This window comes from Pedobacter folensis (assembly GCF_056490665.1).
Genome location: NZ_JBWJIF010000005.1, coordinates 319,194 through 336,947, shown reverse-complemented (window position 1 = coordinate 336,947; position 17,754 = coordinate 319,194). Strand labels below are relative to the sequence as shown.

The window sequence follows — 17,754 nt, the reverse complement described above, 5'->3', positions numbered from 1 at the left end:
TTACATTATACCTCCTCCATATTTTTAAGCAGTTAGCCATTGACAATTAGCAGTTCTCAACAGGAATTAACCAGGTAATCAAATGAACCAATGAATCCATGAATCACCAACATCCATCTTACATTACACCTCCTCCATATTATTAAACAGTTGCAATTGACAATTAGCAGTTCTCAACAGGAATTAATCAGGTAATCAAATGAACCAATGAATTCATGAATCACCATCATCCATCTTACATTATACCTCCTCCATATTTTTGTGGAAACTTTCTTTTGCTAGCCTCATGGAATAAATCTATTATTGTATGATATTTCTGAACAGGAGATTTGAAATTAGCTATTCTAAGCTTTTCATGTTTTTGAGATCGGATTTATTTCTACAAATTTGTCATGTTGATTTAAGGCATGCACCGAAATCGCTCGGTTTTGTCGCTTTGCAAGTCAAAAAAATGCAGAGTTTTCAAGTGATGAACAGATAAACACAGTATGGCAGAAGTAATTTATAACGACGACAGTATTCGTTCATTAGATTGGAAAGAGCACATCAGGCTTCGTCCGGGGATGTACATTGGTAAACTTGGCGATGGTTCTGCTCAGGACGACGGTATTTACGTTTTGCTAAAAGAAATTGTAGATAACTCTATCGATGAGTTTGTGATGGGCACTGGAAAAACCATCGAAATTACGCTTTCGGAGCAAAAAGTAAATGTACGCGATTATGGCCGTGGTATTCCATTAGGTAAAGTGATCGATTGTGTAAGCAAAATTAATACGGGTGGTAAATACGATAGTAATGCCTTCCAAAAATCGGTAGGTTTAAATGGGGTGGGTACGAAGGCCGTTAATGCGCTTTCTACCAGCTTTACCGTACAATCGTATCGTGATGGAAAAACGAAGAAAGTTGAGTTTTCTAAAGGGGAAATTGTAACCGAGCAACCTGTTATCGATACTACTCAGCGTAATGGTACAGCCATTACTTTTTATCCGGATGAAACCATTTTCAGGAACTACCACTATATTCCTGATTTTGTGGAGAGTATGGTTTGGAACTACGTGTTCTTAAATACCGGTTTAACGGTAAATTTCAATAACCAGAAATATTTTTCGGAGCGGGGTCTTTACGATTTGCTTTCTAAATTTAATAAGCCAGAGGAAATCCGTTACCCGATTATCCATATGATTGGGCCAGATATCGAAATTGCAATGACCCACGGGCAGCAATATGGCGAAGATTACCACTCGTTTGTCAACGGACAGCACACCACACAGGGTGGAACCCACCAGGCGGCTTTTAGGGCGGCGGTAGTGAAAACTGTTAGGGAGTTTTTCAAAAAAGAGTTTGATGCGGCCGATGTGCGTTCATCCATTATCGCGGCAATTTCTGTACGTGTACAGGAGCCGGTTTTCGAATCGCAAACCAAAACAAAACTGGGTTCGCAAAACATGGGACCGGAAGGCCCATCTGTAGCAACTTTTATTAACGATTTTGTTAAAAAAGAACTTGATGATTACCTGCATAAAAATCCGGATGTGGCTGATGCGCTGCTGAAAAGAATTATGCAATCGGAACGCGAGCGTAAAGATATTGCAGGTATTAAAAAACTGGCAAACGACAGGGCAAAAAAGGCCTCGCTACACAATAAAAAACTGCGCGATTGTAAGGTGCATTTTAATACCACACACGAGAAACGTTACGAAACCACTTTGTTTATTACCGAGGGAGATTCGGCATCGGGTTCCATCACAAAATCACGTGATGTGGATTGCCAGGCGGTATTTAGTTTAAAGGGTAAACCCTTAAACTGTTATGAATTAACCAAAAAAGTAGTTTACGAAAACGAAGAATTTAACCTGCTCCAGCACGCTTTAAATATCGAGGATGGTTTAGAAGGTTTACATTATAACAATATTGTAATTGCAACTGATGCCGATGTGGATGGCATGCACATCCGTTTGTTGATGATGACTTTCTTTCTTCAGTTTTTCCCCGATCTGGTTAAAGCAGGCCATGTTTATATTTTACAGACACCGCTTTTCAGGGTTAGGAATAAAAAGGAAACCATTTATTGCTATAGCGATGAAGAACGCAAAAATGCGATCGAAAAACTCGGCAATAAACCAGAAATTACCCGGTTTAAAGGTTTAGGCGAAATTTCGCCTGATGAATTTGGCTTGTTTATCGGAAAAGATATCAGGTTAGACCCGGTTATTTTGAAAGACCAAACAATAAAAAGTTTGCTTGAATATTATATGGGCAAAAATACACCCGACAGGCAGCAGCACATTATCCGTAACCTGAGGGTAGAGAAGGATGAAGTAACGGAGGAACCTAAAGTGATTACTGACGAAGTAGCATAAAAAAAGAAGTCAAGTTTAATTACCAATGACAGATTGTAAAGGATTGGTCGTCATTCCCGCGCAGGCGGGAATCTTAAAGCTTATTGCATTAGGATTCCCAATCAAGTTGGGAATGACGATCTGCCAAAACTTGTCATGATCATACTAACGGTTAATTATTCTTTAGGTACATTCACCGTATCTTCAGGGTGTTGCGGAGGTAATACATCTACCTTTTTTTCAACAATAGTGATTTTGGTAAACACCGCATATTTACTTGGAGAGATGCCATTATCGTATTTTTCGGCATAAGCCTGTGTAAATTCAGCGCCGAAGTAGAGTATAATCGAGGTATAATAAATCCACAATAAAATAACAATAATCGAACTGGCTGCTCCAAAGGCCGAGCCCGGGTTCCCCTTTTCGATATAAATCCCGATCAGGTATTTACCCAAACTGAAAAGAACCGCAGTAAACAGTGCACCAATTATTGCCGATTTCCAACGGATAATTACATCGGGTAATACTTTAAATATAACCGCAAATACAGCGGTAACGGCAGCAAGCGTAATTACATTGTTTAAAATGTAAATCAGAATGGCCATGGTGTCGTTTGCAACGGGGATTACTTCGTCTATCTTGCTTTGCGAGAGTAGGTTGCCCAATTTAGAACCCAGACCTACTACAACGGTGTTAACCACCAGCGATACCAGCAATAGAAAGCCCATCGAAACAATTAAAGAGAAAGACAATAACCTGTTAGAAAGCATTTTTATCCAGCCTTTTTTGGGCACAGCCTTTACTTTCCAAATCATGTTGATGCTATCTTGTATCTCAATAAAAATAGCAGTTGAACCAATAATCAATGTGCCTATCCCAATAATTAAACCAAGGGTAGACTGGCCTGATTTATTGGCATGTTCTACAAAACCCTGAATTTGTGTAGCTGCCTCTTTGCCAACCATTTCGGTCACCTGTCCATAAAACTGAACTCTTGTTTCCTCATTTCTTTTGTCGCCAAAAAATAGGGTAGCGGCGGATAACATGATAATAATAAGCGGTGTAAGTGAAAAAATAGTGTAATAAGCAAGCGAAGCACTTAATTTAGTTACCCTATCTTCTACAAAACCTTTTCCGGCAGCAACGAAAAGATGATATAACGCAATGAAGAAATATTTGATCTTATGAAGTACTCTCATCGAAAAATTAAAACGGATATCCTATCCCAATGTTAAAAATTAAATTCTGCTTACGCCAATCCTTATTACCGAAGGCAATATCATCAAACACCCATCTTTGTCCTTCTGGTAAGTAAGGTTTACGCACAGGGAAGGCCACATCTAAACGGACTACAAAAATGCTGACATCTACCCTTAAGCCTGCGCCAGTACCCACCGCCAATTCGTTAAAAGCGTTTTTTAATTTAAAGCCTGATCCAAGTCTTGCCGTCTCAGGTTTGCCAGGTTCTCCAAGATCTTCTTTTCTTAGCCAGATATTTCCGGCATCAACAAATAAGGCACCATAGAGTACACTTACGATCTTAAACCTTAGTTCTGAGTTGAGCATTAACTTAATATCACCACCCTGATCGGCAAAAAGAGCATCATCTCGAACTTTGTAAGTTCCCGGGCCTAAGGTTCTGGCCGGGAAAGCCCTGATATCATTACTACCCCCGGCAAAAAACTGTTTTACAAATGGGAGTGAAGTTGAGTTTCCATAGGCATACCCATAACCCAGGTTTAAGCGGTTTGCCCAGATTAAGTTTCTGGTAATTTTATAATAATCTCTTAAATCGGCTTCAACCCTAATAAACTGCGTTAATGCTTTGTTAAAGATAGATCGCTGGCCATTTTCATCCTTCGGGGTAAACAGGCCCCAAACGTTACCACCCGTTTCTAACCCGCCAAAGAAATAGGTGTTATTTCTGCGGCTATCTTCCATCTGGTTGGTATAGGTGAAATTATAGTTACTGCCAATAATAAACTGACTTTCTAATGTCGTTCTCAGCAATGGGTTTTGTGCATATATTCTCTCTTCAGTTGTATCAGATGGGAAAGAAGTAGAAACATAACTAATCGAGATCGGATTAAAATTATGCTCTTTGTACAGGTTTTCTTTAAAGTTGTAACCATACTGTCCTTTAACTGCATGCAAAGTATATTCAGAACCACGGTTTAGCATCTGGTAAGACAGCGAAGCAATGGTTTTCGGGATGAAAGCATTGGTGCTATTTGGTTTGTAAAAAGGCACAATAAACCTGGGGAAGGTTAATTTTCCTTCGGCCGTTAACGACAAGGAGTTTTTGCCTAATGAAGTTCCTTTGGTTTGCGTTTCGAAACCACCACTAACACTCAAGTCTAATTGTTCTGCATTTCTAAACAGGTTTCTGGTGGTTTGGGTTACTTTCACTTCCGAACCCACAAAATTGTTCGATTTACTCGTTCCGACAACCGAAAAGGTCAGTGAGTTTTTCTTTAAAGGCGTTAAATAAATATTCAGGTCGAGCTGATTATTTCTGAAACTATCAACCGGTAAAAATTCAGCCCTTACATCCTGAAAGGCGCCTACATTTACCATGCGGTTTAACGATTGGTTATGATCTTTACGGTTATAAGGTTCGCCTTTTTGAAAGAATACCAAACGGTCGAAAAGTTTTGGTTTAAACGTATTCCGGTCATCGTAGATATTGAAATCGTTATACTGTAACGGCTTTAATTTTCTGAGTGTCGTATCTCTCCTTAACGAATAATTAGGATATATGTTAATGTTTTTGATGGTGTATGGTTTTAATGCTGCATCTGGCGCAATATCTTTAACCTTAACCGAAACGTTAACGAGGTTTTTGCCAATGGTGCTATCCACCTGCATAATTAAATAATCGGGACTGAAATAAAAGTAGCCATTTTCTTTCAGGTCGTTATCAATCCTGATCCGTTCATTTTTATAGGTATCGATATCATAATAATCGCCAACTTTTAGCAAAGTTTTGTTTTTGTTGGCATTGATGATTTTGGTAAGCACCCCAGAATCGGGCGGGAAATTAATCTTGTTAATTTTATAGCGTTGTCCGGTAACTGCAGTATAAATGGCTTTACCCTTTTTTTCTTTCACAACGGTATCGCCAGTAACATTTGCCTGTAAATAGCCTTCACTAATAAGGTAACTGGATAATACATCATTATTGTATTTCAGCTTTACATCATTCAATAATACAGGTGCTTCCCCTTGCCGGCGCAGCCAGTTTCTAAAACCTTTAGGCTTTTTGGGCTCGCCAGCGAGATTGTAAATGCCCAGTTTAAATTTTATACCCAAAATCGACTTATTGGGACGTGGTCTTGTTTTAGCCTCCAGATCGGTTTTAATCTGTTTTTCATTATCAATTTTTCCTGATGAATCAGGATTGATTTTTACCTCAGCACCGGTATACAAAATTTGTCCTGGTTTTAAGGATTTGGTACTGCTGCAAGCCGCCCAAACTAAACAGGCCAATAAAAATAAAAGAGGTCTAATTAGTTTTCTCATCTTGTGCTTTCTGTTCAATGTTTCTTATTCTTCTTATTCTTTTCTTCTGAAAAATTTCTCTGAATTTATTGTAATCTACCACCAGCGTAAAGCCCAGGCCTGTTTCAACAATTTGCCCCTGTACAATCATATCGTTCTGGTTTCGGCGGTAAGCCCTTAACCGGTATCTTCCATCGGCAGATAGCGCATATTCTACGTTCACATTTCCGGCAATATTGGTCGATTTTTCTCCTGGCGCCTGTGGTCCTTCTAAAGCAAATGAACTTCCTACGCTAACGGTTAACCGATCATTTAAGAGTTTTTTAGATAAGCCAACTTCCAGGTCGGTTTTTTGCTGCATTGAACCGGTTGAATAATCTTCAGACGAATTTACGCCAAAATTAAGATCAACGCCCTGAATTAAGTCGGAAGTTAAATTATTCAATTGCTCGGTTAACAGTTTACTTACACTCGAACGGGCAAGCGTAGAAACCCCACCGCCACCACCGGCCAGACTTTGGAAAGGATTATTTGCAATAAACCTGTTTAAGGCAAGTAAAGAAAGAACCTGTTTGTTCAACTCACTTTCATCGCGGTTTACATTAATCAATTTGGTATAAACCTGACCATTTAAAGCACCACGTTCGTTTTCTGGTAAGTCGAGTTTAAATGAAATGGTTGGCTTTAATAATTCGCCTTTTATCATTAAATAAACCTGAAAAGGTAGTTTTGTTCTGGCCTCGTAAAGATCCGGTTGATTTAACAGATCGATAGGCGCTGCGTTAACTTCGTACAATGCCGTAATATTGGCAGTTGCTGAAGTAGGTTCACCCGTCCAGATAATGGTACTTCCTTTAACCAGTTTAAATTCTTTTTTTACTACAGCCAGCGTTAAATTGTATGAACCGTCAACTATTTCGTAGCGACCGGTCATGCTGATTTTACCACTAGGATCCATCGTTACATTTAAGTCGGCGTTGCCCCTCACTTTTAAGTTATCGCCAGTAGATGGATCTACAACCACATTCAGTTCTGCTTCAGGATCTACTTTTACATCGGCCACAAGATTTAAGCCTTTAATTGGCGATTTGCTGATGCTGTCAACTTTTAAAGCTTTTTGTCCGTTAAAGGGAGGTGCATCGGCATCAATAAACTGCACGATACCTTCCTGATCAATAATCGCGGGATCACTTGAAGGCAAAGCGAAGAAAAATTTAGTACCCTTGTTTACATTGATATTCATGTTTACATCCGGCTGGTTTAAATCTCCGCGTACTTTGATATTACTGGTTAAAAATACCGTTCCATAAATCATATCATTATCGGCTGCAGTAGAATTAATCGTCCTGAAATTGTTCATTCTGATATCTAAACCGAAGCGGTAGTTTTTAAAATCGGTGGTGTAAACCTTTCCGTTTATGGTTGCTTTTTGATTTAAGGAATCGATCAGTGTAAAGTTGTTAAAACTGATGCCCTCATTTGTAAACGATATTTTCTCATTTGGCATACGGAAATACGAATTTACATAAGCCACTTTGATGCCTGCATTATTGAAAGTTAAATCGCCGAGTATTTTGGGCGCTGTTAACGCACCTTTAACGGTAAGCGCTCCGGTTAAGGTACCTGTGCCATTTTTAAGCTGGCCTGCAGATAAACTTTCGATGTTTTTCATTTCAATCTTATCAATATTTACGGTAAGATCTAAAGCACTTTCCGGAGCGGTATAATAAAAGCCATTAACCCTCAACTCATGCACGCCGGTTAAGGCAACATTTACCTCGAAAGCATTTTCGGTGTTGTTGTTTACGGCGAGGCGTAAGGTACCTAATTGATCTTTTTGATAACGCAATTGATCAATGGTTAAGTTCGCCTCAAATTTTGGTGTACCGGCCAGGTCTTTAACATTCGCCGTTCCGTTTAAACGGCCACCAACCAAAGTGGTATCGGTTTCTGCAAATTTGGTTAAGGTTTCCAGCTGGAAATCTTTAAACGCTACGGCTAGCGGTGCATTTGGCTCAGTAGGATTGCTGTTGATGGAAAGCGACTGACCACTGTTGCTGATCTGAAATTGATTAACCAATATGCCTGATGCGCCAAACTGAATGTAATTATCTTGCGAAACCACCCACTTCTGATAATCGAGCAATAGTTTTTGTGGATCTAAAGTGAATTTAAAATCCTTGTTAATCGACTGGAAAGTACCACCAATTACATATTTGTTTTTAAGCTGCCTATCCCGAAGGAAGATATTAACCCCTAAGTTGTTATTGGCTGCATCGCCACTTACTTCTGTATTGAAAAGTGCAATCGACGGGCTTTGAAGACTTTTAACCGTTAAGCTATAGGCTAATTTATTATTGTCATTATTGATGTTTAAAACTGTGGTATCTACTTTAAAATCGCCATATACCACCTGAGGGAAATTACCCTTAATCTGTAAGCTGTCTTTTTGTGTATCAATTAATCCGTAAAACTGCGATTGTTTGAATACGGTTAATTCCGGTACAAATTCCTTTAATAATTTAGAGTCGTATACCTGCACAAAAAACCTTAGCCTTTGGTCGGGAACTTTAGCAACCGTACCGAAAGCGTAGTATTTGTTAATTTCGTTGATGATGGCATCGCCTACTTTGGTCAGTTGGTATTTGCCATCAATTTTTGCCGATAATATTTCAGATTTTAAGGTCAATTCATTTTCAGTAGTGGTTGATCTTGCACGGATGGAAATCGTATCCACATTAATCTTTTGTTTGTCTTTTACCAGTTGCAGGCTGGTGATATCAACCGAACCGTTCAAATAATCGGCATCGGCGGTAGCCAGGTCTACTTTAACCAGACCTGCTGCACTTAATACCGTCGGACTAAAGTTTAAAGCCTGCAAGTTTACCTGCTTCAAATTTAAATCGGCTTTTACGGCTGGATATTTTCCTGCCAGATTCACTTTCGCATCTAAATTAAAGTTGGCATTGCTATCGGGCATGCTGCTTTTAATGCTGATGTTCTGGTTGCTGTAATTGCCGGCAAGGTTTAAATTACGATAGGTATATTTGTTATAGTAAGCACTAATCACCTTAGCGTTAAATTTTGCATTAATCTTTTTAGGATCGAGTCCTGTACCTGCAACATTTGCTTTAACCGAAACCCTGCCCAATTTAGGCTGCATTTTTAAAAGCCTGCCTACATTAAAGTTGTTTAAACTGATATCGGCCTTATAACTTTCTTTACCTTTAGGACCTTTCATCCCGGCCACCAAAATAGCGCCACCCATATCGGTCTGGATATTTAAATTGGTATTAAAATCGGTCATCGAACCTTTAAAATTACCTTTGGCATCAATTACATTTGGCAATTCGATGGTTGGAGGCAAAGATTTTTTAGGTACGGCCACCAAAATATCCCCTTTGGTAACATGAAGTTTTTTAATATTTAAATCGAGATAGGTTTTTTTGATGTCGGGCAAACCTTTTGCTTTTCCACTGATATCAATCTGGGTATTTTTCAATCCGCTAATCTGCAGTTTTGGAATGTTCAGGTTATTCAGATAGCCATTAACATCAGCATTCAGTTTTATTTTTTCGTTGCGGTAATTGGCTGGAATGGCATCGCTGAAAAAACTGGCATCTTTTAACCCAATGCTGGTGTTTTTAAAGGCCAGATTTAATTTTACACGTTCGGGATGTTTGGTTAAATCCTCCATTGAGGTAAAATTTAATTCCGTCGCATTTTCGATTGAAGTATTTGGCGTCTTTAAAATGAAATTACTCAGTTTAATCTGTTTATCGTTATACACTGCATCACCCCGCAACTGATCCAATACGAACCCACTTTTCTCTTTTAACGATCCGTTTTTAACATTCGCTTTTATACCTGCAGCACTATAAGCTACATCACCAGCACCTAAATTAAGCTGGGTAATTTTGAGGTGGTTAAAGTCCATGCCTTTGGCAGCAGGTTTTGCCCCAAGATTATCGAACTGAACATTGTTATCGGCCAGACTGATACTTTTAATAATCAAACCCAGAGGCGATTTTTCGGGCACTACGGTATCCTTAACTTTCTTTAAATCGTTAGTCGGCGCAGGTTTAAAAGCAAAGAGAATATTCGATTTGTTTAAATGGGCATCATCAACAGCATATTTACTATTGGTTAAATCTACTTTCAGGTTCACCAAACCCAGATCGTTTACATCGGCAACAGCTTTGGTTGTGGATAGCTGATCGTCGTAATTTACCTTTACCTTACTGAAAATGAAGTTCTGCACTTCAATTAATGGTAATTTGCCCTGTTCCTTCTCACTGCTATCAACACTGTTGGTAAGGTGTTGTACCAGATGGACTAAGGGTTTTTGCTGTAAATAACGTAATGAGGTATTGACCAGGCTTAACTCTTTAATAACATAATGCTGATTGGCTAAATCGAAATCTTTGATTTTAGTTTTAAATGCACCAAGGTATAATTTCACGTCGTTACCAGCCACATCATCACGATAGTTGATGCCTATATCTTCGAAAGAAACTTTATCAACAGAAAATTTAAGGGTAGAGGTCGTGTCTTTTTTTACTTTCTCTTCTGGCTTTTTTTGGTCACTTGCAAAAGCATCAACCAGGAAAGAAAAATTAAAGGTGGTATCAGGACTGATACGTTTCACATTTGCACGTACATTTTTGAGTTCGATGTTATTGACCTCGACCGTATTTTTTAACAGTTTAAACAGACTGATATCAACGGCCAGTTTTTCGGCATATAACAAGGTATCGCCTTTGCGGTCTTCGATATAAAATTTATTTAAAACTACGTCTTTTGGCAAGGCAATTTTAATGCTTTCCAAACTGACTTCTGTTTTGGTTTTGTTTTTAAGATAGTTTATGGCTTTACCCTTAACGAAATTCTGAACGGCAGGAATATTTAAAGATAGTGCTAAACCAACAACCAGGATGATGATGGAAGCAATTACCCACAATAAAATTTTGAGACTTTTACGTACGTATCTATTCAAAGCTAAGCGTGTTTGGTGTTTGATAAATGCCAAAAGCATGCCACTAAAATTAATTTTAAGGCACTTTTTACTAAATAATACAAAAAATAACTTAAATTGTTCGCCCGCTATAAAAATTTAACATTGGCGGTTTCATAATTAGTTACAAATGAATTCAATAAATCTAAATATATCTTTTGAACAATACGAAAGTATTGCAGAATTAACATTGGCAGATAGAACGCTTTGTGCACTTGCCGAACAGGCTTTAAATACTTCATATTCTCCTTATTCTAAATTTAGGGTGGGTACGGCAATCCGCCTGGCCTCTGGCGAAACGGTACTGGGAAGCAATCAGGAAAATTTAGCCTATCCCTCAGGACTTTGTGCAGAGCGCGTTGCCCTTTTTACCATTGGCGCTACCTATCCAAATGCGGTGATTGAAAGTATGGCCATAACCGCCCAGACGGATAACTTTGAGATTTTGAAACCCGTTACCTCTTGTGGTGGTTGTTTGCAGGTGATGGCAGAGTTTGAACGTAAACAAAATGCACCGATTGAAGTGATTTTTTATTGCTTAAACGGAGAAATACTAAAAGTGCCCAGTGTAAAGAGTTTACTGCCTTTTGCTTTTGTAGAGGATAGATTGGAAAGATAGTTAGTTCAGTTGGCAGTTTTTAGTTGGCAATTATCAGTTTTTAGTTAGTCGTTTCAGTCAGCAGTTCGAATTTAATGCGTACGGCTGAGAGTTTTGAGCGTGGAGCTGGTAATTTTGAGCGTGCCGGCATCTGTTGAATAAACTGTGTAATAGATTTTTAAAATCTGCGGAAATCTGTGTGATCTGCGGGGTATTTTTTACATTTATTCCCGCTGATTTAAGGTGATCAACGCAGAATCGATTTGGTATTTACAATTTTCAGTTGTAATAGATATGAGTATTGCACTGAAGTAAATAAACTTAAGAGTAGTGTGGGGAATTACAGACCACGGATGTAGAACAGGCTGTTATTTTGAGCGGAGTAACGCAATTTGTCATGCTGTCCCGAAGCTTCGGGATCAGCATCTTTTTAGCATGAAAGACCCTGAAATGAATTCAGGGCGACGACCCTTTTAGAAAAAAGTCGTTCAAATTTTACAAAGCAAACCAGTAATTGAAATCAGATTTCCAGATAGATCTGTCTCCTAAATATTCGGAACTTTGCTTCAGTCCGGATTGACATACTTCTTTCTTCTGACCTCCAACCCCGGACCTCCGACTTATTTTCTATATTTGGTTTTTTAACCACAATGAAACATCTCTACATCCTTACATTTTTCCTTTTTATTTCTTTTGGTGCAAACGCCCAGGTCTTACTTAAAAGTAACGTAGTTTATAAAATAGTTTATTTCCGATCTTCTGATGGCAAACCGAAAGAAGACCGGAATGCTACAGTGATACTGGCTTCGGTAAATCAGAATTTAATCAGCAATGCTGCTATTCTTGATCATAAAGCAAAATACCCTTACGAACAGAGCATTGTTGCGAAACCTGCTCAAATTTTGTTTCAGGTGGCCGATTTAAGTGCGGATAAACAGATTGCAACCGCCGATAGTACAGCAATTGGCAAGCAAACCTTTGAATTGAGCAGCGAAACCAAAGTGATTTTGGGTTATACCTGTAAAAAGGCCACAACGGTAGTCAATTCCAATAGAATAGACTTGTGGTATACCACCGATGCGGGGATAAAAGCTGCGCCAACCAGTTTGGGCCAGAACCTTGGTTTGGTTTTAGAGCAGGTGCGTAATGGAAGCAGCTATGTAACGGCTACAAAAATCGAAGCAGTTAAAAATTCGAAACCAATCGATTTGCAACAAGTAAGTGCTAAGCTTACTGATGGATTAACCTATAAAGATTTACTTTGGAAAAGCAGGTTTACCACACTAAGTATTTTTAATAACGAAACCGTTAATTTTATTGATAAACCACAATCTAACGATTCTGTATTCCGTTTTGCGGGAGGAACAGTGATTGCGAGGAAAGTTAAATTTCCGCAGCTGCAGTCCAAACCCAATGTTTTTGTGGATTTAACTGAACAATCGAATGGCGATGCCTATGATAGAACAGGCTCGGTATTTATCATCCCGACAGACAAACAGATCAGTTTAATGGATGCGCTTAAAAATTCTGTTAAAGACCTGCCTGTTTACGATAATGGCAATGGAAAGAAATACCAGGGCGTTGTGGCCACCGCAAATTATAACCCGGTTATAGAATTGATGCGCTTTTTTACTCCTTTTGGTGTGGGCAAATACAATACTTTAAAATTGAAGGATAAAAACTGGGCGGAGAAAGTTTACTACAGGCAGGATGTTTCAGAATTGTTTCCGCTGGTCAATGGCAAGGAAGTTTGGGTTGCGGTTTTTGTTGGTAACTATGATAAGGGCGGCCATAAAGTTTCTTTAAATATTACACTGCACAATGGTGGAAGACAAAAAGAAGCCAAAGAAGTGATTTTGCCCTTGTTTAATTCGACCAATGTAATGGAAATGGCTGGTCAGGAGTATGCAACCATGTTTAGCAGCGATAAAGGTTTGGAAGTTTCCTTTACCTTAGCAAAAGACTTAAAAGATGCCAAATTGCGTTACATTACAACTGGTCATGGTGGCTGGGGGAATGGCGACGAATTTGTGCCTAGAAAAAATACCATCTGGCTGGATGAAAAGGAAGCATTCGCTTTTACGCCATGGCGACAGGATTGTGGTTCGTACCGGTTATCGAACCCTGCCTCTGGTAATTTCGAAACTGGTCTTTCTTCATCAGATTTAAGCCGTTCGAACTGGTGCCCGGGAACCGTTACGAACCCTGAATGGATCAGTTTGGGTGATTTAAAAGCCGGGCCACACACCATAAAAGTAACCATCCCGATGGGTAAGCCTGAAGGTTCGAGCTCAAGCGCATGGAACGTTTCGGGTGTGTTGTTGGGGGAGGAGTAGTGCAATATTTTTTCGGGAGATGAGTACCCTCATGCGAATCGTCATTTCGAGCGGAGTGCAACGCAGTCGAGAAATCTATAATTAAAGCGTTATTTTGCAGATCACACTACCGATCAGCTTCCTACCGTCGTGACACAGATAATATAAAGTTTTTTCTGCTCTATGCCGCAGGGGCATGCTACTTTGGAGCGCCAAAGTACCCAAAGCGCTTTGTCAATCCAGCAAGGTGGCTTCTCACTGCCCCAGGCTCATCAAAAAAACAGCGGCACTTCGTTTTGTGTTCAATACCTTTTAACCTTGGAATCATGATTGTTGAACACAAAACCACTGCGTTTCAGGTTTGGTAATGCTGACTATATTATTTGTGCACCTGTTTTTTTGATTCTCCTGCCACTTGGGATTGACGGCGTTCTTCGGTTAAAGCTATGGGCTATTAAGGTTAGCTTAGCACAACGCCCTATAAAATCTAACCCTAAAAATGTATTCACACAATAGGCCTGCGCGGGAATGCCGCCAACATTAAAATTTATCACGCAATCCAGCTCCTCCTTATATTTAAGAGGAGTTGGGGGCATTCTATACATCCTTCAGCCCGCAATAGGAGCACAAACGATTTTGCTAAACCGGATTGAAGAGGAGATCCTTTTTGCTGTGCCGGGCTGAGCAGGGGGGCAAAAAAGATCGCATCGGAAAGCCGGTGGAAACATTCACAAAACCTGTGGAACCCTGCTTTCCAAATCGACACAAACAAGTTTAGATTTCGGCAGATGAGACACCAGTCGACAGGATGAACAATCATTTTATAATATCCAAACATTAAATTCCCGCCTGCGCAGGAATGACAGCAAGCGCTAAGGAAAACGCAGCTTGCCCTTGTTTTTTAACAAATTTTCGATCTTGAAATGTGAATAACCTCTCTTCATTCTATGAAATCATTTTTATTATATTTACGGCTGCCAATTTTTGTAAATAAATGAGTGAAGAATTAGATCAAAACGTAAACGAAGAGCACAAACATACCATAACCCCAATCAACGGTTTATACGAAAACTGGTTTCTCGATTATGCGTCTTATGTAATTCTCGATAGGGCCGTTCCGCACATTAACGATGGACTAAAGCCTGTTCAACGACGCATTATGCACTCGCTTAAGGAGATGGATGATGGGCGTTTTAATAAGGCGGCCAACGTAATCGGTAACACCATGAAATATCACCCGCATGGTGATGCTTCTATTGGTGATGCCATGGTGCAGATTGGTCAGAAAGATTTATTGATTGATATGCAGGGTAACTGGGGTGATCCGGTTACTGGCGATAGTGCTGCGGCACCCCGTTATATTGAAGCACGTTTATCGAAATTTGCCAACGATGTGGTGTTTAACCCCGATACTACCGAATGGCAACTCAGTTACGACGGGCGTAACAACGAACCGATAACTTTACCGGTAAAATTCCCTTTGTTATTGGCGCAGGGGGCTGAAGGTATTGCGGTGGGTTTGGCGACCAAGGTAATGCCACACAATTTTATCGAACTGCTTGATGCTTCGATAGATGCGCTGAGAGGCGTGCGCCCCAATATATTGCCCGATTTCTTTACGGGTGGTATGGCCGATTTCTCGAATTATAATGAAGGACAGCGTGGAGGTAAAATCCGCGTGCGTGCAAAAATAACCGAGAAAGATAAAAAGACATTGGTGATTAGCGAAGTGCCGTTCAGTACCACCACCGGTTCGGTTATCGATAGTATTTTATCGGCCAATGATAAAGGCAAAATCAAGATTAAAAAAATTGAGGATAACACGGCGGCCAATGTAGAAATTGTAGTGCACCTGGCACCGGGTATTTCACCTGATGTAACCATTGATGCACTTTATGCTTTTACGGCCTGTGAGGTGTCGATCTCGCCAAATACCTGTATTATTCAAGGTGATAAGCCACTCTTTTTGAGTGTAAACGATATCCTGATTGAAAATACAAAACACACTAAAAATTTATTAAAAAGAGAGCTGGAGATTCGCCTGCACGAGTTGCAGGAGAAAATTTTCTTTAGTTCATTACTTAAAATATTTATTCAGGAGGGGATGTATAAAAATCCTGAATATGAAAACTCAACCAATTTTGAAACCGTAGTTGAGGTATTACACATTTTATTCGATCCGTTTAAACCTTCGCTTTACCGCGAAATTTTACCTGAGGATTTTAAGAAGCTGATTGATAAACCCATGAGTAGCATCACCCGTTTTGATGTGAAAAAGGCCGATGAGCAGATGAAAAATCTGGAAGATGAGATTAAGGTGGTTAAAAATCATTTAAAACACCTTACTGATTACGCCATTGCCTGGTACCAGAAACTGAAAGATAAATACGGGAAGGGAAGAGAACGTAAAACCGAAATCCGTTTGTTTGATCGGGTAGAGGCTTCGAAGGTGGCACTGGCCAACGTGAAGCTATACATGAACCGGGAGGATGGATTTATCGGATCGGGTTTACGTAAGGATGAATTTGTGGCCGATTGTTCGGATATCGATGAAATAATTGTCTTCCGTGAAGATGGTAAATGCATCATCACCAAGGTAGCCGATAAAACCTTTGTGGGCAAAGGCATTATTCACGCCCAGGTATTTAAGAAAAACGATGAGCGTACCATTTATAACATGATTTATAAAGATGGTGCAAGTGGTACATCGTATATAAAAAGGTTTGCCGTAGTTGGGGTAACACGCGATAAGGAATACGATTTAACCAAAGGATCGAAAGGTTCGAAGGTTTTATATTTTACCGCGAACCCGAATGGTGAGGCTGAGGTGGTGAACGTTGCCCTGAAACCGCATTCTAAACTGCGCAAGCTTCAGTTCGATCAGGATTTTGCAGAAGTGGCCATTAAAGGGCGTGGATCGCAGGGAAATATCATTTCGAAATATCCGGTCAAAAAAATCATTTTGAAGAGTAAAGGCGTTTCTACTTTATCAGGTCTGAAAATCTGGTACGATGATTTATTAAAACGCCTAAATGTGGATGGCCGTGGAAAATACCTGGGTGAATTTGATGGCGATGATCGTATTTTACAGGTTCATAAAGATGGTTACTATGAATTAAGTTCTTTCGAACTTAGCAATCACTTTGATGATGGACTGATTTTGATTCAGAAATTTGATCCGGAGCGGATTTTTGCGGCTGTTCATTTCGAAGGCAAGGCGCAGAACTATTTTATCAAACGTTTTGCATTTGAACTGCAATCCGTTGGCCGAAAAACCATTTTCATCAGCGAGGAGCAGAAATCGAGGCTATTGTTCCTTACCTCTAATCCGGCAGCGAAAATTATCGTTGATGTTTTAAAAGGCAAAACCCAAATTCCTGAAACTTTGGATTTAACCCTGGCAGAACTGATTGATGTTAAAGGTTTAAAAGCAAATGGCAATCGGCTATCGCCACATGATGTACAAAAAGTGGTGTTAGAAGAGCCTGAGGTAGCCATTGAAGAACCAGAAGAAAAAACGGTTGAAGAAAGTGAGGATGAGGAACCAGCGGCTGATGAAGAAGTGAGCAATGAAGAAACGGTAACGGATAACGAGCAGCCTGAAGCAATAATTAAGGATGAACCTGTTGTCGTGCAGCCAAAGCCAAAATTCGAACGTGCAGAAGTGCCTGCAGTTAAAGCTGATCAACCAGAAGTAAAAGAAAAACCTGCTGCGGTAGAAAAGCCAGTGGAGGAAAAACCTAAGCCAGAACCTGCACCTGTTAAAAAAGAAGAAGTTAAAACGGAAGATAAACCCGAGGCAGAAGAAAAACCTGTTAAAAAAATAGATTTCGAGATCACCAATCCGGATGATATCGATATTGACGATAAAGGGCAGCTGGGGTTATTTTAAATAATTAGATCCTCATTCAGCCCGTATGTTCCAAGGGAACTCCTTCGCGGTGAGCTCTTTAAGCTTAACATCGTTTGATGGCCATCAGGAGATAA

General features: G+C 39.7%; 7 protein-coding genes. 4 read left to right on the top strand and 3 right to left on the bottom strand.

The window, feature by feature from the left end:
* The first annotated feature begins 488 nt into the window (after positions 1 to 488).
* A complete protein-coding gene (locus AC04QZ_RS24020) occupies positions 489 to 2,360 on the top strand; it encodes a DNA topoisomerase IV subunit B (RefSeq protein ID WP_086547617.1) in 1,872 nt (623 codons plus the stop codon).
* Positions 2,361 to 2,515: 155 nt separating this feature from the next.
* Here the strand turns inward: AC04QZ_RS24020 and AC04QZ_RS24015 are convergent, their stop codons facing one another.
* The 3 genes from AC04QZ_RS24015 to AC04QZ_RS24005 are packed head-to-tail and all read right to left on the bottom strand — an operon-like array spanning position 2,516 to position 10,836.
* Positions 2,516 to 3,538 (bottom strand): YihY/virulence factor BrkB family protein, encoded by a 1,023-nt coding sequence (locus AC04QZ_RS24015; protein WP_478359763.1) that lies wholly within the window; start codon positions 3,536 to 3,538, stop codon positions 2,516 to 2,518.
* A gap of 7 nt (positions 3,539 to 3,545) precedes the next feature.
* Complete coding sequence (gene tamL / locus AC04QZ_RS24010; RefSeq protein WP_478359762.1) at positions 3,546 to 5,861, bottom strand: translocation and assembly module lipoprotein TamL; 2,316 nt, start codon at positions 5,859 to 5,861, stop codon at positions 3,546 to 3,548.
* The gene (locus AC04QZ_RS24005) at positions 5,845 to 10,836 is read right to left on the bottom strand and encodes a translocation/assembly module TamB domain-containing protein (protein WP_478359761.1); all 4,992 of its coding nucleotides are present in this window, start codon (positions 10,834 to 10,836) and stop codon (positions 5,845 to 5,847) included. The genes tamL and AC04QZ_RS24005 overlap by 17 nt, the downstream gene beginning before the upstream one ends.
* 148 nt (positions 10,837 to 10,984) lie before the next feature.
* Here AC04QZ_RS24005 and AC04QZ_RS24000 point away from each other — a divergent pair, with 148 nt between their 5' ends.
* The 3 genes from AC04QZ_RS24000 to AC04QZ_RS23990 all read left to right on the top strand — a co-directional run bounded on the left by AC04QZ_RS24000 (position 10,985) and on the right by AC04QZ_RS23990 (position 17,659).
* Positions 10,985 to 11,473, top strand: a complete 489-nt coding sequence (locus AC04QZ_RS24000; RefSeq protein WP_086547614.1) for a cytidine deaminase — start codon at positions 10,985 to 10,987, stop codon at positions 11,471 to 11,473.
* Between the two features lie 629 nt (positions 11,474 to 12,102).
* Positions 12,103 to 13,788: a PNGase F N-terminal domain-containing protein gene (locus tag AC04QZ_RS23995; protein WP_478359760.1), complete on the top strand. Its 1,686-nt coding sequence runs from the start codon at positions 12,103 to 12,105 to the stop codon at positions 13,786 to 13,788.
* 973 nt (positions 13,789 to 14,761) lie between these two features.
* Positions 14,762 to 17,659 carry a DNA gyrase/topoisomerase IV subunit A gene (locus AC04QZ_RS23990; RefSeq protein WP_478359759.1) on the top strand — a complete coding sequence of 966 codons (2,898 nt, stop codon included), beginning with the start codon at positions 14,762 to 14,764 and terminating at the stop codon, positions 17,657 to 17,659.
* Positions 17,660 to 17,754: the final 95 nt, after the last annotated feature.